Origin of the sequence: Sphingomonas sp. S-NIH.Pt15_0812 (genome assembly GCF_003951315.1) — a bacterium.
GTDB lineage: Bacteria > Pseudomonadota > Alphaproteobacteria > Sphingomonadales > Sphingomonadaceae > Sphingomonas.
Genome location: NZ_QLJH01000027.1, coordinates 27,388 through 42,941, shown reverse-complemented (window position 1 = coordinate 42,941; position 15,554 = coordinate 27,388). Strand labels below are relative to the sequence as shown.

The 15,554-nt window shown below is 69.0% G+C and carries 15 protein-coding genes; 5 read left to right on the top strand and 10 right to left on the bottom strand.

Translation table 11 applies throughout. The features are described 5' to 3' along the window. The first annotated feature begins 183 nt into the window (after positions 1-183). Together BRX43_RS15645 and BRX43_RS15640 are read left to right on the top strand one after the other, a co-directional pair. A complete protein-coding gene (locus tag BRX43_RS15645) occupies positions 184-471 on the top strand; it encodes a DUF3297 family protein (protein WP_125996028.1) in 288 nt (95 codons plus the stop codon). 145 nt (positions 472-616) lie between these two features. Further along, positions 617-1,609 carry a DUF1176 domain-containing protein gene (locus BRX43_RS15640; RefSeq protein WP_125996027.1) on the top strand — a complete coding sequence of 331 codons (993 nt, stop codon included), beginning with the start codon at positions 617-619 and terminating at the stop codon, positions 1,607-1,609. Positions 1,610-1,761: 152 nt separating this feature from the next. On the opposite strand, the gene egtD is transcribed toward BRX43_RS15640, so the two are convergent. Genes egtD through gluQRS form a run of 5 tightly spaced genes read right to left on the bottom strand, consistent with a single transcriptional unit; the run spans position 1,762 to position 5,693 of the window. Next, a complete protein-coding gene (gene egtD / locus BRX43_RS15635; protein WP_125996026.1) occupies positions 1,762-2,739 on the bottom strand; it encodes an L-histidine N(alpha)-methyltransferase in 978 nt (325 codons plus the stop codon). Beyond that, positions 2,740-3,990, bottom strand: a complete 1,251-nt coding sequence (egtB, locus tag BRX43_RS15630; protein ID WP_125996025.1) for an ergothioneine biosynthesis protein EgtB — start codon at positions 3,988-3,990, stop codon at positions 2,740-2,742. Between the two features lie 37 nt (positions 3,991-4,027). After that, the gene (locus BRX43_RS15625; RefSeq protein ID WP_125996024.1) at positions 4,028-4,600 is read right to left on the bottom strand and encodes a cob(I)yrinic acid a,c-diamide adenosyltransferase; all 573 of its coding nucleotides are present in this window, start codon (positions 4,598-4,600) and stop codon (positions 4,028-4,030) included. A gap of 1 nt (position 4,601) precedes the next feature. Beyond that, positions 4,602-4,832 (bottom strand): twin transmembrane helix small protein, encoded by a 231-nt coding sequence (locus BRX43_RS15620; RefSeq protein ID WP_125996023.1) that lies wholly within the window; start codon positions 4,830-4,832, stop codon positions 4,602-4,604. Between the two features lie 9 nt (positions 4,833-4,841). Then, positions 4,842-5,693, bottom strand: a complete 852-nt coding sequence (gluQRS, locus tag BRX43_RS15615) for a tRNA glutamyl-Q(34) synthetase GluQRS (RefSeq protein ID WP_125996032.1) — start codon at positions 5,691-5,693, stop codon at positions 4,842-4,844. An 86-nt stretch (positions 5,694-5,779) separates the two neighbouring features. Here gluQRS and BRX43_RS15610 point away from each other — a divergent pair, with 86 nt between their 5' ends. From BRX43_RS15610 to ppc, 3 genes are all read left to right on the top strand, one after another. Then, on the top strand, positions 5,780-6,346 hold the full coding sequence (locus tag BRX43_RS15610) for an HNH endonuclease (RefSeq protein WP_125996022.1): 567 nt from the start codon (positions 5,780-5,782) through the stop codon (positions 6,344-6,346). 18 nt (positions 6,347-6,364) lie between these two features. Continuing rightward, the gene (locus tag BRX43_RS15605; RefSeq protein ID WP_241214994.1) at positions 6,365-6,802 is read left to right on the top strand and encodes a hypothetical protein; all 438 of its coding nucleotides are present in this window, start codon (positions 6,365-6,367) and stop codon (positions 6,800-6,802) included. 109 nt (positions 6,803-6,911) lie between these two features. Then, positions 6,912-9,590, top strand: a complete 2,679-nt coding sequence (gene ppc / locus BRX43_RS15600) for a phosphoenolpyruvate carboxylase (RefSeq protein ID WP_125996021.1) — start codon at positions 6,912-6,914, stop codon at positions 9,588-9,590. A gap of 329 nt (positions 9,591-9,919) precedes the next feature. Here the strand turns inward: ppc and BRX43_RS15595 are convergent, their stop codons facing one another. The 5 genes from BRX43_RS15595 to BRX43_RS15575 all read right to left on the bottom strand — a co-directional run bounded on the left by BRX43_RS15595 (position 9,920) and on the right by BRX43_RS15575 (position 15,520). Further along, complete coding sequence (locus BRX43_RS15595; RefSeq protein ID WP_125996020.1) at positions 9,920-10,324, bottom strand: acyl-CoA thioesterase; 405 nt, start codon at positions 10,322-10,324, stop codon at positions 9,920-9,922. Further along, positions 10,321-10,878, bottom strand: coding sequence for a DedA family protein (locus tag BRX43_RS15590; protein WP_125996019.1), 558 nt, complete (start codon positions 10,876-10,878; stop codon positions 10,321-10,323). Before BRX43_RS15590 ends, BRX43_RS15595 begins: the two co-directional genes overlap by 4 nt. Then, on the bottom strand, positions 10,875-12,947 hold the full coding sequence (locus tag BRX43_RS15585) for a S9 family peptidase (RefSeq protein WP_125996018.1): 2,073 nt from the start codon (positions 12,945-12,947) through the stop codon (positions 10,875-10,877). The genes BRX43_RS15590 and BRX43_RS15585 overlap by 4 nt, the downstream gene beginning before the upstream one ends. Before the next feature lie 48 nt (positions 12,948-12,995). Further along, positions 12,996-14,642 carry a DUF87 domain-containing protein gene (locus BRX43_RS15580; protein WP_125996017.1) on the bottom strand — a complete coding sequence of 549 codons (1,647 nt, stop codon included), beginning with the start codon at positions 14,640-14,642 and terminating at the stop codon, positions 12,996-12,998. A 158-nt stretch (positions 14,643-14,800) separates the two neighbouring features. Continuing rightward, complete coding sequence (locus BRX43_RS15575; protein ID WP_125996030.1) at positions 14,801-15,520, bottom strand: TIGR02186 family protein; 720 nt, start codon at positions 15,518-15,520, stop codon at positions 14,801-14,803. Positions 15,521-15,554: the final 34 nt, after the last annotated feature.

Here is a 15,554-nt window from a genome sequence, read left to right as displayed (position 1 = left end):
CCCGTCTATCGCGACTATTACTACGACAACTACTACCAGCCGCAATGCTGGACGCAGTGGCGTTACGACCAATATGGCTATCGCGTCCCCGTACGCGTCTGCCAGTAAGGCGATCGGCGGCGTGGGTCTTCCCACGCCGCTTTTTTGTGGCCGAGCCGGCGGTGGTTGCGCTAAGCGCCGGGCATGACCGATACGCCTCCCGACCATCTCGCGATCAACCCCGACAGCCCCTTCTTCGACCAGGCCGCGCTGGAGCGTGGCGTCGGCATCCGCTTCAAGGGTGCGGAGCGCCGCGACGTCGAGGAATATTCGATCTCCGAGGGCTGGATCCGGGTCGGGCTCGGCAAGAAGGTCGACCGCCAGGGCCGGCCGCTGACGATCAAGCTGAACGGCCCGGTCGAGGCGTGGTTCGAACGCCCCGCCGACGGGGCCGAGACGGGCGAGGATACGGCCGAGTCGACGGCCCACTGATCCTCCGAAATCCTGGGAGGTCGACCTGAAGCGCATTCTTCTTCTCACGGTCGGCCTCGCTGCCTGCACGCAGGCGAGCGCACCGGACGGCGTCGCCGCCACGCCGGACAATGGCGCGAAGCCGACCGCCACCGCGCCGGCATCGATGACGACGCGCGACGCGCCGGTGACTCCGCATCCCGGCGCCCTCAAGACCTTTGGCGACTGGGCGGTCGGCTGCGACAATGTCCGCCGTTGCGCGATGACCTCGCTGGGCGAGGATTTCGGCGTCGACTGGCCCAAGCTGACGATGACCGTCTCCCGCGCGCCCGGCCCCCGGGGCGGGTTCGACCTCGCCTTCGACGCGCTGGCGGACCACAGCCCGGCCCCCGATGCGGTGTCGATCGACGGCCGCCGCCTGTCGCTGGCCGGCGGGCTGTCCGGTGCGCCCGCCGCCGCGATCGTCGCCGCCATGGCCGATGCCAAGCGGCTGGCGATCCTGTCGGGGCAGCGCACATTGGCCACCGTGTCGTTGCGCGGCGCCGCGGCGGCGCTGCGCCATATCGATGCCGAGCAGGGCCGCGCCGGCACGGTCACCGCCGTGATGGCCAAGGGCGACGCGCCGGCGACCAACGTCCCCGCCGCCGCGCCGTTGCCGGTCGTCCGCATGGTCCGGCCGGCCGGCCGGCCCGCCGCGATCGATGCGCCGACGCTCGACCGGCTGCGCAAGCAGGCCGGGTGCGCAATGGACGTGCCCGCCGACAATCCCGCCGGCACGCTGCCGCCCGAAGCCCATGCGCTGGGTGGCGGCCGCACGCTGCTGATCGTGCCCTGCTCGATGGGGGCGTATAATCTGCTGGCGGCGCTCTTCGTCTCGCAGGGCCGGGATTGGGCGCCGGTCCGGGTGGATGCACCGATCGGCTTCGCGGAAACCGGTGCGGAGGGCGACGGCCCGGTGCCCGAACTGGTCAACGCCGTTTGGAAGGACGGCGTGCTCACCGGCTATGCCAAGGGCCGCGGCCTGGGCGACTGCGGCTTGGTGCAGAGCCTGGTATGGGACGGCACCCGCCTGCGCCTGACCGAACAGAGCGAGATGCGCGAGTGCCGGGGCAATCCGAACTACCTCACCACCTGGCGGACGCGGGTGGTGCGGGACTGATCGATGCACGTACCCGCGCAATAGGGGTCAGATCACGCTGGTGACGCGGAGACGATACGGCGGCCATATGCCGTCCACGAGCGTGGGGTCGGGATCGCCGATCACATCGCACGCACCATCCCGGCGTCTTGGCGCCTCCGCGTGAACTAGCCTTACGGCGCGACCCGCTCCGCCTGGGCTTCCGCCAGATAGACCGCGAACAGCCCGTCGGGATCGGTCCATTCCGCCACCGGCGTCCAGCCGCCGGTGCGCAGCAGGATTCGCGCGTCGCGGGGGCCGTATTTGTGGCTGTTCTCGGTGTGGATCGTCTCCCCCGCCGCCATGGCGAAGGATCGGCCGTCGACCGTGAAGGCGATGTCGCGCACCGCCTCCAGATGCATCTCAATCCGCGCGCGGTCGTCGTTCCAGATCGCGCGGTGACGGAAGCCGGCCGGTGGCATGGTGCCGTCCAGTTCGCGGTTGATCCGCTCGACCAGGTTCAGGTTGAACGCCGCCGTCACGCCCGCCGCATCGTCATAGGCGGGGACCAGCACGGCCGGGTCCTTGATCCGGTCCATGCCGATCAGCAGCATCGCCCCCTCGCCCAGCGACGAGCGCATCGCGCGCAGCAGGTCGCAGGCCATGGCCGGCGTCATGTTGCCGATCGTCGAGCCGGGGAAGAAGCCCAGCTTCGGCCGGTCCGCCACCGCCGCCGGCAGCGTCAGCGGCTTCAGGAAATCCGCCTCGAACGGCAACACGGTCAGATCGGGAAACTGCGCCGCCAGCGCGCGCGACGATTCGCGCAGGAAATCGCCGGAGATGTCGATCGGCACATAGGCCGAAGGCTCGACGCAGCGCAGCACCACCGGCGTCTTGGTCGAGGAGCCGGAGCCGAACTCCACCACCGCCCGGCCCGTCCCGACCAGATCGTGCAGGGTCGGGCAGATCGTCTCCAGGATCGCCGTCTCGGTCCGGGTAGGGTAATATTCGGGCAGGTCGGTGATCGCCTCGAACAGTTCCGACCCGCGCCGGTCGTAGAACCAGCGCGCCGGGATCGCGCGCGGGCGACGCTCCAGCCCAACGAGCACATCGGCGCGGAATGCGGGGTCGGTCAGGCTGCGCAGACCGTCCTCACCCTCGGGTTTCAGCATCTAGAGATCCTTTGCCAGGCGCAGGCCGGTGAACTGCCAGCGTTGATGGGGGTAGAAGAAGTTGCGGTAACAGGCGCGGACATGGCCGCGCGGCGTCGCGCAGGAACCGCCGCGCAGCACGAACTGTCCGCTCATGAACTTGCCATTATATTCGCCGACCGCGCCTTCGGCGGCGTGGAAGCCCGGATAGGGACGATAGGCGCTGCCGGTCCATTCCCAGACATTGCCGAACATCGGCGCGCCGGCGGCGGCGACCGGCTCGATCACCCCGGCGGCGTCCAGCTGCCGTCCGCCGAGGGAGTCCTGCGTGGCGGCATGCGCCTCCCACTCCGCCTCGGTCGGCAGGCGGGCGCCGGCCCAGGCGGCATAGGCGTCGGCCTCGAAGAAGCTGATATGAGTCACGGGCGCGGCGGGATCGACCGGTCGGCGACCGTCCAGCCCGAACTGCGTCCAGCCCTCCGCGCCCTGCTGCCAGTAGAGCGGCGCCTCGATCGCCTCCGCCTTCACCCAGGCCCAGCCATCGGCCAGCCACCAGCGCGGTTCGCGATAGCCGCCATCGGCGATGAAGGCGGCCCATTCGCCATTGGTGACGGTGCGGTCGGCGAGCTTGTGGGCGCTGAGCAACGTCTCGTGCCGGGGCCCCTCGCAGTCGAAGGCGAAGCCGTCGCCAGCATGACCGATCCGCACGATGCCGCCGGGATGCGTCCACCAGCCGGTCTCGGCGGGCAAGGCCGAGGGGCCGCGCCGGGCGGGCGGATAGAGCGCCGGTTCCAGCGGGTTCTCGCTGAAGAGATGAATCAGGTCGGTGACCAGCAGTTCCTGATGCTGCTCCTCATGATGGCAGCCGAGCGCGACCAGGTCCCGCGCCGCCGCCGACAGGGTCGGCAGCGCCTGAGTCAGGGCGGCGTCGACATGCGCGCGATAGGCCCGCACTTCGGCCAGGTCGGGGCGGGTGATCATCCCGCGTCGGTGGCGGGCGTGGCGGCGTCCCTCGGCCTCGTAATAGCTGTTGAACAGGAAGGGCCAGCGATCGTCGTGCAGCCGATAGCCGGGCACATGGTCGCGCAAGACGAAGGTCTCGAAGAACCAGGTGGTATGCGCCAGATGCCATTTGGCCGGCGAGGCGTCGGGCATCGACTGGACCGTGGCGTCCGCATCGGACAGGCGATCGGTCAGCGCGAGGCTTAGTGCGCGGACATGCGCGAATCGCGCCTCCAGCGTTGCATCGATTGCCAAAACCGCCGTCGCCATCCACCTGCTCCTGTCCAGGCGCACGGCCGACGATCGATCAGCGCGCTCCCCCCGGAACCCAAAGAACGTCCCCTGATCCGTTTTGGTTCAGCGCCCGGGCGGCCACGAACAGGAAATCCGACAAACGGTTGATGTAGGATAGCGCCGCCGGATTGATCGGCGCATCGACCGCCACCATCGCGCGCTCCGCGCGGCGCGTGATCGCGCGCGCCAGATGCAGCGCCGCCGCCGCCGGCGAACCCCCGGGCAGGATGAAGCTGCGGAGCGGCGACAGATCGGCATTGGCGGCATCGATCGCCGCCTCCAGCCGATCGACCTGGGCCGGCACGATGCGCAGCACCATCGCCGATGGGGCGAAATCCTCGCCCTCCCCGGCCGGGGTGGCGAGGTCCGCGCCCAAGTCGAACAGGTCGTTCTGGATCAGCAGCAGCGCGTCGCGGATCGGCCCGGCGGGCACCGGCACCAGCGCCACGCCGATCGCGCTGTTCGCCTCGTCGACGTCGCCGATCGCTTCCATGCGCGCGTCGCACTTGCGCACGCGACTGCCATCGACCAGCCCGGTGGTGCCGTCGTCGCCGGTGCGCGTGTAGATTTTCGTCAGCTTGACCAGATCAGGTCCGCCCGGCCGCGAACAGGATCACGACCACGATCAGGATGGCCAGCGCCTGGAAGAAGACGCGCTGCTGCATCATCCGGTTGGATTTCAGCGATGCCTGGCTCGGTCCCTCGCCCTTCTTCACCTGCGCGGTGGATTCCTGGAGGAAGGCGATCACCCCGCGCACGAGCGCCACCACCGTCGCGATCATCGCGGCGATGAGCAGCAGGGTGAGGAAGGTGTTCATGCGGGTAACTTAAGGCTTTGCCGGCGAAAGACCAGCGGGCAATTCACCGTTCCGCAACGCCTCCGCCAGCGCCCGCCCGTCCTGCCCGGCGGCGCGCATCGCGGCGAGGCTGGGGGCGCCGTCGCGCTTGGCCAGCCGCCGCCCGTCCGGGCCGGTCAGCAGCGGGTGGTGGTGGTAACGGGGCGTCGGCAGGTCGAGCAGGGCCTGGAGCAGCCGGTGGACATGCGTCGCGTCGAACAGGTCGAGCCCGCGCACGATATCGGTGACGCCTTGCGCGGCATCGTCCAGCGTCACCGCCAGATGATAGCTGGCCGGGGCATCCTTGCGCGCCAGCACCACATCGCCTTGGGGGCCGGGATCGGCCGCGATGCGCCGGCCGTGATCGGACCAGTCGAGCGGTCCCGCCAGCACCATCGCGCGCGCCAAGTCCAGCCGCCAGCAATGCGGCTCGCCCATCCGCGCCCGCGCCGCGGCCGGGGTCAGGCGGCGGCAGGTGCCCGGATAGGCGGCGGTCGCCCCGTGCGGCGCGGACAGGCTGGCGGCGATCTCCGCGCGCGTGCAGAAACAGGGATAGACCAGGTCCATCGCCTTCAGCCGGTCGAGCGCGGCGGCATAGCCGGCCAGCCGTCCCGACTGGAAGACCGGCCCGTCATACCGCAACCCCAGCCAGGCGAGGTCGTCCAATATGCCCGCGACATGTTCGGGCCGCGAGCGGGTGCCGTCGATATCCTCGATCCGCAACAGGAACGCGCCCTGGTGCGTTACGGCAAAGTCATGGGACAGGATCGCGGACCAGGCATGGCCGAGATGCAGCGCCCCGGTCGGGGAAGGGGCAAATCGTGTCCGCACTTGACCCGGCATCACGGTCCGTGCTGTCTTGTCGTCCATTGTCATGACTGTGTCACGCCGGTCGGCCAAAGCACTTCCGGTTTTGCTTGGGAGGGCCCGTGTTTCATCCCGACCTGATCCGACATCCCGATAGTTGCCCCACGCTCGTGCTCAATGCGGACTATACGCCGCTGTCCTATTATCCGCTCAGCCTCTGGCCGTGGCAGACGGCGGTCAAGGCGGTGTTCCTGGACCGCGTCGACATCGTCGCCCATTACGAGCGGGAGGTGCGCAGCGCCAATTTCGCGTTGAAGCTGCCATCGGTGATCGCACTGAAGCAATATGTGAAGCCGTCGCAATTTCCCGCCTTCACCCGCTTCAACTTGTTCCTGCGCGACCGGTTCGCCTGTCAATATTGCGGGGTCGGCCGCGACCTGACCTTCGACCATGTCATCCCCCGCGCCTATGGCGGGCGGACGACCTGGGAGAATGTCGTGACCGCCTGCGCGCCGTGCAACCTGAAAAAGGGCGGCCGCACCCCGCGCGAGGCGGCGATGCCGCTGCATGTCGAGCCGATCCGGCCGACCAACTGGCATCTCCAGGAACATGGCCGCGCCTTCCCGCCCAACTACCTGCACGAGACATGGCACGACTGGCTCTATTGGGACGTTGAGTTGCAGGCCTAACAGGAACGGGAGCCATTGATGCGGGTGACGAACGGGGGATTGGCGACGGCCACGATGCTGGCAGCGCTGGCTTTGGGTGGATGCGGCAAGGACCCGGAACATAAGATGGCACAGGCCGATCACCAGGCCGCCGCCGCCGGCTTCACCCCGCCGTCGGTCACGTCGCGGCTCGATTTCGGCGGGATGATGGAGCGCCGCTTCCACGCGCTCGACCGCGACGGCGACGGCGTGATCGACCGGACGGAGATGCCGCGCAACAATTCGCGTCTTCTGGAACTCGACCGCAATCACGACGGCAAGATCACCGCGACCGAATTTTCCGAAGGGATGCTGGCGCGGTTCGACCGGATGGACCTGAACCGGGACGGTACGGTGACGTCGGAGGAGCGCGAAACCTATCGCCGCAACCCGCAACCGGCTCCCATGCCTACCGGGTCGGTGATTCCGGTTCCCTGAGCGCAACCGAACGAATCTGTCACCGCTGCATAGGTATGCGTAACAATTGTTCGTGTAAGCGCGCGATCGTGGCTTGACCTGACTTTCACCGCAGCGCAGCAGAGGCGCCATGGCCAGTCTTCCCTCGATCGCGAACAACCCCGACATCCGCTATCTCGGCACGCTGCTTGGCGACGTGATCCGCGACTATGGCGGCGAGGCGCTGTTCGAGGCGACGGAGACGATCCGCCGCGCCTCGGTCGAGCGGCATCGCAATGGCGGCGACGGCGCGACGGTCGACCTCCAGCTCGAACGGCTCGACCTGGACGAGACGATCGACTTCGTGCGCGGCTTCATGCTCTTCTCGATGCTCGCCAATCTGGCCGAGGATCGCCAGGGCATCGCCGCCGAACAGGGAGCCGATGTCGCCGCCGCGCTGGAGCGGCTGGCCGGTCAGGGCATCGACCGCGCGCAGGTGACCGCGCTCCTGTCCGAAGCCCTGGTGATGCCGGTGCTGACCGCGCACCCGACCGAGGTGCGCCGCAAGAGCATGATCGACCATCGCAACCGCATCGCCGAGCTGATGGCGATGCGCGATGCCGGTCGTACCGAGACGACGGACGGCGACGCGGTGGACGAGGCGATCCAGCGCCAGGTCGCGCTCTTGTGGCAGACGCGCGCGCTGCGCCGCGAACGGCTGGGCGTGGCGGACGAGGTGGAGACGACGCTTTCCTATCTGCGCGACGTGTTCCTGCCGGCGATGCCCGCGCTCTACCAGCGCTGGGACCGCGCACTGGGCGGCCGGGTGCCGAGCTTCCTGAAGCCGGGCAGCTGGATCGGCGGCGACCGCGACGGCAATCCCAACGTCACCGCCGACAGCCTGACGCTGGCGCTGGCCCGCGCGGCCGAGACGGTGATCGGCCATTATCTCGATACGCTCCATGCGCTGGGCGCGGAACTGTCCATCTCTTCCTTGCGCGCGCAGGTCGACCCGGCGGTGCTGGCGCTGGCCGATGCCAGCGGCGACACCGCCGCCAGCCGCCAGGACGAGCCGTTCCGCCGCGCCATTTCCGGCATCTATGCCCGCCTCGCCGCCACCTATCAGGCGCTGACCGGCAACGCCCCGCCCCGCCCCGGCGCGTTGACGGGCGCGCGCTATCCCGACCCGCAGGCGTTCCGCGCCGATCTGGTCGCGATCGCGCGAGCGCTGGCGACGCGCGGCGGCGGGACGCTGGGGTCGAGCGGCGCGCTCGGCCGGCTGATCCGCGCGGTCGACATCTTCGGCTTCCACCTCGCCACGCTCGACCTGCGCCAGAACAGCGCCGTCCACGAGCGCGTCGTCGCCGAACTGCTGTCGGTCGCGGGGGTGGAACGCGACTATGCCGCGCTGGACGAGGCGGCGCGCGTCGCGCTGCTCCGTCGCGAGCTCGCCTCGCCCCGGCCGCTCACCGATCCCTATCACGGCTATTCGGACGAGACCGCGTCCGAACTGGGCGTGGTGCGCGCCGCCGGGGCCGCCCATGCCCGCTACGGCGCGGCCTGCATCGCGCGCTATATCTGCTCGATGGGCAAGTCGGTGTCCGACCTGCTCGAAATCCACCTGTTGCTCAAGGAGGCGGGCCTCTACCGCCCCGGCGCGGCGGGCGAGGCCCCGCAGGCGGCGGTGATGGCGGTGCCGCTGTTCGAGACGATCGAGGATCTGGAGGCCGCGCCCGGCATCATGGCCGGCTGGTTCGCCTTGCCCGAGGTCGCAGCGCTCGCCCGCCGGCGCGGCAACCAGGAGGTGATGATCGGCTATTCGGACAGCAACAAGGACGGTGGTTATCTGACCTCGACCTGGAGCCTGTCCAAGGCGTCGACCGCATTGGCCCCCGTCTTTGCCGAGGCCGGCGTGCGGATGCAGTTGTTCCACGGGCGTGGCGGCGCGGTGGGGCGTGGCGGCGGCTCCTCCTTCTCCGCGATCCGCGCGCAGCCGCACGGCACGGTGCAGGGCCGCATCCGCATCACCGAACAGGGCGAGGTGATCGCCGCCAAATATGGCACGCGCGAAAGCGCCATGACCAACCTGGAGGCCATGGCCTCGGCCGCCATCCTCGCCAGCTTGGAGCCGCCGCAGCTTTCGGAGCGCGAGAGCGCGACCTTCGCCGACGCGATGGACCGCCTGTCGGGCGCGGCGTTCCGCCACTATCGCGAGCTGGTCTATGGCTCGGATGATTTCCGCACCTTCTTCCGCCAGATGACGCCGATCGCGGAAATCGCCAATCTCAAGATCGGCAGCCGCCCGGCCAGCCGCACCAAGTCGGACCGGATCGAGGATCTCCGCGCCATCCCCTGGGTGTTCAGTTGGGCGCAGGCACGGGTGATGCTGCCCGGCTGGTACGGCGTCGGGCAGGCGATCGCGGCGTTCGAGGACAAGCCGCTGCTCGCCGAGATGGCGGCGGGCTGGCCCTTCTTCGCGGCGACGCTCGCCAATCTGGAGATGGTGCTCGCCAAGTCCGACATGGCGGTGGCGGCGCGCTATGCCGATCTGGTCGAACCGGGCCTGCGCCGCCATTTCGATACGATCCGCGACGCCTGGAGCCTGACCGAGGCGGGGCTGCTCGCCGCCACCGGCCAGTCGCGCCTGCTGGAGAAGAGCCCGGCGCTGGAGGCCTCGATCCGGCTGCGCCTGCCCTATATCGAGCCGCTCAACCTGCTCCAGATCGAACTGATGAAGCGCCATCGCGCAGGCGAGCAGGACGAGCGGATCGGCGAGGGCATCCTGCTGTCGATCAACGCCATCGCCACGGGATTGCGCAATTCGGGGTGAAGGGTTGCGCGAAGGGTTCCATCCTCTTCTGCTCCCCGGCGGGGGACAGGGCCCAGTTGGGGGACGATGATGACGACGTGCAGCGCTCCGTTACCAAAACTTTCCCAACTGGGCCCCGGCCTTCGCCGGGGAACAGGTTGGAAGAAGAGGCACGGTGCTGGCCCGCAGCCCTGTGCCACTTCGCGAAAACCGCTGCCGCACCACCCCGGGTAAACCACGGGCGACGCCTGCCGGATGCAGACGTCGCCCGTAGCCCGTAGTGACACAATGAATGTGTACAGCAGCGGTTGCTGACTGCCAGCCGGCCCTACACCATCCGCATTGCCACATTATGTCCCTGATGTGTCCGACAGGAACCGTTCGGCGATTTCGGGGCGGACGCGCAGCAGCCGGCCGGTGGCGCGGTCGATCAGGGCCCAGGTGGTCACCGCCTCCACCTTCACCCGCCCGTCCATGCCGGTGAAGCGGACATGCCGGTCGAACCGCGCGCCGCGCGGGGACGCGACCCAGGTCTCCGCCGTCACCGACTCGCCCGCCGCCAGGTTGCCGCGATAGTCGATCTCGTGCCGGGTCACGACCCACACATAGGCGGCCTGCTGATCGGGCGGCGCCACCGCTTCCCAATGCGCGCCGGCGAGGTCCTGGATCCAGCGCACCCAGACCGCATTGTTGACATGGCCGAGGATGTCGATGTCGGCGTCTTGCGCGGTGATGACCTGGGTGAAGCGGTTCATGCCTGTCGTCCTTTCCGCCAGCGCAGGAGCGCGAAGCCGATCCCGACCACCGCCAGCGCCGCGACCGCCCAGGGCCAGTGCTGGGTGACCCGCCCGACCAGCTGCTCGAACGCCTGGCCGAACAGATAGCCGATGCTCGTGAAGATCACGCCCCACACCGCCGCCGACAGGGCATTGACCAGCACGAAGGTGCGCGCCGGCACCCGCGTCGTGCCGATCGCGATCGGGCTGACCGTGCGCAGGCCGTAGAGGAAGCGAAAGGCGAAGATGAAGCCGATCGGATAGCGTTCCAGCCACCGGATCGCCCTGGCGAAGGCGGGCTTTGCGCGCGCCTGCTGCACGCGGCGATGATCGCGGAAATGCCGCCCCGCCGCGAACCAGGCCTGGTCGGCGGCGAAGCTGCCGGTGGCGGTGGCGATCATCGCGCCCGCCAGCGGCAACAACCCCTGATGCGCCGCCACCCCGCCGGCGACCACCACCGTCTCGCCCTCGACCGCCGCGCCGACGAACAGCGCGGGCAGGCCGTAATGGGCGATCAGTTCGGGCAGCGTCACCCTTCGATCCCGAGCTGCCACAGGACGAAGGCATGTTCCTCCGCGCCCTCGCGCAGCGATTCGAACCGGCCCGACTTGCCGCCATGGCCCGCGCCCATATTGGTCTTGAGCAGCAGGATGTTGTCGTCGGTCTTGGTGGCGCGCAGCCGCGCCGCCCATTTCGCCGGCTCCCAATAGGTGACGCGCGGGTCGTTCAGCCCGCCCGAGATGAACAGCGGCGGATAGGCTTGCGCCCGCACATTGTCATAGGGGCTGTAGCCGCGGATCAGGTCGAATGCCGCCTTGTCCTCGATCGGATTGCCCCATTCGGGCCATTCGCCCGGCGTCAGCGGCAGGTCGGCGTCGAGCATCGTGTTGAGCACGTCGACGAACGGCACGTCGGCGATCACCGCGCCCCACAATTCCGGGTCCGAGTTGACGATCGCGCCCATCAGTTCGCCGCCCGCCGACCGGCCGGCGGTGGCGATCCGCCCGGCACTGGTCCAGCCGTCCGCGATCAGGCCCCGGGCCACGTCGACGAAGTCGTTGAAGGTGTTGGTGCGCTTTTCCAGCTTGCCGTCACGATACCATTGCTGGCCCAGATCGTCGCCGCCGCGAATATGCGCGATGGCATAGGCGAAGCCCCGGTCGAGCAGGCTCAACCGCCCGGTCGAGAAGCCCGGCGGGATGGCATGGCCGTAGGCGCCATAGGCATAGAGGAACAGCGGCCGCGATCCGTCTCGGACGAAGCCGGCCGGATAGACGATCGACACGGGGATTTCGGTGCCGTCGCGCGCCGCGATCTTCAGCCGCTCGGTCCGGTATTTCGCCGCGTCATAGCCGCAGGGGATCTCCTGCACCTTCAGCGTGGTGAGCGCGCCGGTCGCGACGTCATAATCCTGGACGGTGCCGGGCGTGACCATCGACTCATAGCCCAACCGCAACCGGTCGACCGCATATTCGGGATTGTCGCCGAGCCCTGCGGCATAGCTCGCCTCCGGAAAGACGATGCGTTGCGGCGTGGTGGGGTCGTCATAGCGGTGGATCGCGATCTGATCGAGCCCGTCCTCGCGCCCCTCGACCACGAAGAAGTCACGATAGCATTCCACCCCGGTCATGTAGAAGCGCGCGTCCGGTGCGATCAGCTCCTGCCACTCGCCCGGCGCGTCGATGCGCGCGGTGCACAGCCGCCACATCGGATCGGTGTCGTTGGTGTGGATGAACAGCGTGCCGCCATGCGCGTCGACATCATATTCGCGGCCCGGCTGGCGCGGCGCGACCAGGATCGGCGCGGCCAGGGGATCGTTCGCGGGCAGCAGCCGCACCTCGCTGGTCACATGGTCGCCGGTGCCGATCACCAGCCATTGCCGGTCGCTCGTCTCCGCCACCGCGACGCGGTATCCCTCGTCCGCCTCGCGATAGAGTTCGACATCCTGCGCGACCGGCGTGCCCAGCCGGTGAAAGCGGGCATTGTCGGTGCGCCACTGCTCGTTCGCCAGGCCATAGAGGAAGCCGCTGTCATCGGCGGTCCAGACGATGTCGGACAACATGCCGGGGATCGTCTCCGGCAGCAGCGCGCCGCTGGTCAGCTCCTTGACATGGATGGTGAACCGCTCCGACCCGTTGTCGTCGATCGCATAGGCCAGATGGCGGCCGTCGTTCGACACCGCGAAGGCGCCCAGGCTGAAATATTCCTTGCCCTCCGCCAGCGCGGGTTCGTCGAGCAGCAACTGGTCCGCGCCGCCCGCGACCGGCTTGCGCCACCATTTGCGATATTGCCCGCCGGTCTCGAACGCCGCCCAGTAGAGCCAGTCGCCATCCTTTTGCGGCACGGAGGATTCATCCTCCTTGATGCGGGCCTTCATCTCTTCGTACAGCCGGTCGACCAGCGGCCGGTGCGGCGCCATCACCGCCTCGAAATAGGCGTTCTCCGCCTCCAGATAGGCGAGGATGTCGGGATCGCCGACCTCCGGATAGTCCGGGTCCTTCAGCCAGGCATAGGGATCGTCGATGGTGACGCCGTGCCGGGTGAAGCTGTGCGGGCGTTGCGCGGCGACGGGCGGCTGGGGAGTCGGCTGGGGATCGGTCATGCGACTGCCATAACGCGCGAAACCGCGAAGTCGACGGGTGGTGCCTTTCTATCCCCGCCCCTGCGCGCGCCAGCGCTGGATGGTGCGGGCGACGATGCCCTCCTCGCCCCCCACATCGCGCCACAATTCGGAGAAGAGCGGATCGCCCGAGGCCGGACGACGCGATTCCTCCAGCACGTCGAAGGCGACGCGCAAGGGGATGGTCACGCCCTCGCCGCAGATGATCGCCTCGCGGTTGCGCAGCGCCGGGATCGAATCGAGGAAGCCGCGCGCGCCCTCCGGCATCGCCGCGCGGACAAAGGCCTGGTCGCGCTCGTTGTTCAGCCGCATCGCGATGATCGTGCCGCATTGCGACAGCACGCCTTCCGCCAGGTCGGACGGCCGCTGAGTCACCAGCCCCAGGCTGACGCCATATTTGCGCCCCTCCTTGGCGATCCGCCCCAGGATGCGCCCGACCGACGAGGCGGTGTCGGCCCCGGCGGGGACGTAGCGATGCGCCTCCTCGCACATCAGCAGGATCGGGCGGCGCGGCTCGGCGCGCGACCAGATCGCATAGTCGAAGGTCATCCGTGCCAGCACCGCCACCACCACGGCGGTGATGTCCGACGGCACGCCCGACACGTCGATGATCGCGATCGGCTTGCCGTCGCCCGGCAGGCGGAACACCCGCGCCAGGAACGCCGCCATCGTATCCGCCACCAACAGGCCGGAGAACATGAAGCCGTAGCGCGGATCGGCCTTGATCTCGTCGATCTTCGCCTTCAGCCGCAGATAGGGGGCGGTGTCGCCCGCCCGGTCCATCTTGCCCATCTCCTGCGACAGGATCGCCGTCAGGTCGGACAATAGATAAGGCACCGGCGCGTCGACCGTCAGCTTGCCGATCTCCTGCCCCAGCCGGCTCTTGGCGCGGGCGGCGAGCAGGCATTTGGCCAGGATGTCGGCATCGACCTGCCGGTCCGCCCCGGCGGCGGTCAGGAACACCTCGCAATGTTCCTCGAAGTTCATCAGCCAATAGGGCAGTTGCAGATTGCCGACGTCCAGGATCGCGCCATTGCCGCGAAAGGCGGCGGCATATTCGCCATGCGGGTCGATCATCAGGATATGGCCGTGCGGGGCCATGTCGCAGATGCGGTGGAGGATCAGCGCGGTCGCGGTCGACTTGCCGGTGCCGGTCGAGCCGACCAGCGCGAAATGCTTGCCCAGCATCGCATCGACCGACAGCGAGGCGCGGATATCCTCGGTCGGATAGACGGTGCCGATGCCGATCTGCGCGGTGTCGCCGGCGGCATAGACCTGGCGCAGGTCGGCGGTGGTGACGGGCCATACCGGGGTGCCCGGCATCGGATAGCGGGTGACGCCGCGCCGGAAGCGATGCAGCGCGCCGGTCGCCTGGTCCTGGTCGCCCTCGCCCAGGAAATCGATATCGGCGACGATCGCGCCGTCCGCCATGTCCAGCCGCAGCGCACGGATATTGGCGATCAGCCAGGTGGCGCCGATCCGCATCCGCACCAGGCTGCCGACCTGCCCGGCGGCGGCGAGCGTGGGGTCGGCATCCTCCCCCAGGCGATCGATGGCGACCGGATCGATCGTCACCCGGCTGGACGCGCCGTCGATCGCGACCACCCGGCCGATCGCGGCCTCCGGGTCGGACGGCGCGATGCGGGCGAAGGCATCGCTGCCGGGCATCAGGGTCATGGACGGCCTTTCGCAGAGCGCGTGGAATTTGCGTTCCGCGTCCGTGCCATGGCCGAGGTAAAGGAAGCGTGTCCGCACGGCCCGTGCCGACGCTTTCCTTCGTCGTTGCGCGCAGCGAAGCAATCGAAGGCCTTGCGCGCGGCGCTGGATCGCCGCCGCTACAGGCGTCGCGCGACCCAGCCGGCCAGATAGCCCAGCCCGACCGACAGCATCACCGCGATCAGGCCATAGACCAGCTCGTGCCGGTCGGCGGCGCGGGCGACATATCGCTCGAACCCGGATTTGCGGATGTCGATATCGCGCACCGCCGCCGCCAGCACCCGGCCGTCGCGGATCAGGAAGGTCTCGGCGGTGAAACGCCCGACCGGCACGCGCGCCGGGATGGTGACGCGTGCGCGGTAGAGCACGCCGTCGGTGATCTCCACCGCGCGCGGCGCCTCGACATAGAGGCCGGCGCGCTGCTTCAGCTCGACCAGCCCGCGTCCGAACCGCGCCTGCACATCGGGCGGCGCGGTCGAGGTGGGGGAGAGTTGCAGGCTGTCCAGCCCCAGTTCGTAGATGGCGCGGGTGCGATCGTCGACCAGCGACCGGATCGGCCGCGACGCGGCGACGCTGTAGAAGGACGGCGCGGAGCGATAGCGCGCGCTCTGCGCATTGACCCAGATGCCGGCCACCTTCTCCTTCTCGCGCAGCAGGATCGACTGGGTCGGGCCCTTGACCACCACCACGATGTCCGCCGGCCGCTCACCCTCCGGCACGCGGCCGCCGGGATAGAGGATCGCGCCGAACAGCAACAGGTCCGCGCCGGTGAAGGAATAGGCGATGTCGACCTGCCGCTGCGACACGTCGGGCACCAGCACCGGCTTGGCCTGGCCCATCAGCAGTGGCGCGGCGAGCAGCAGCGCCAGGCCC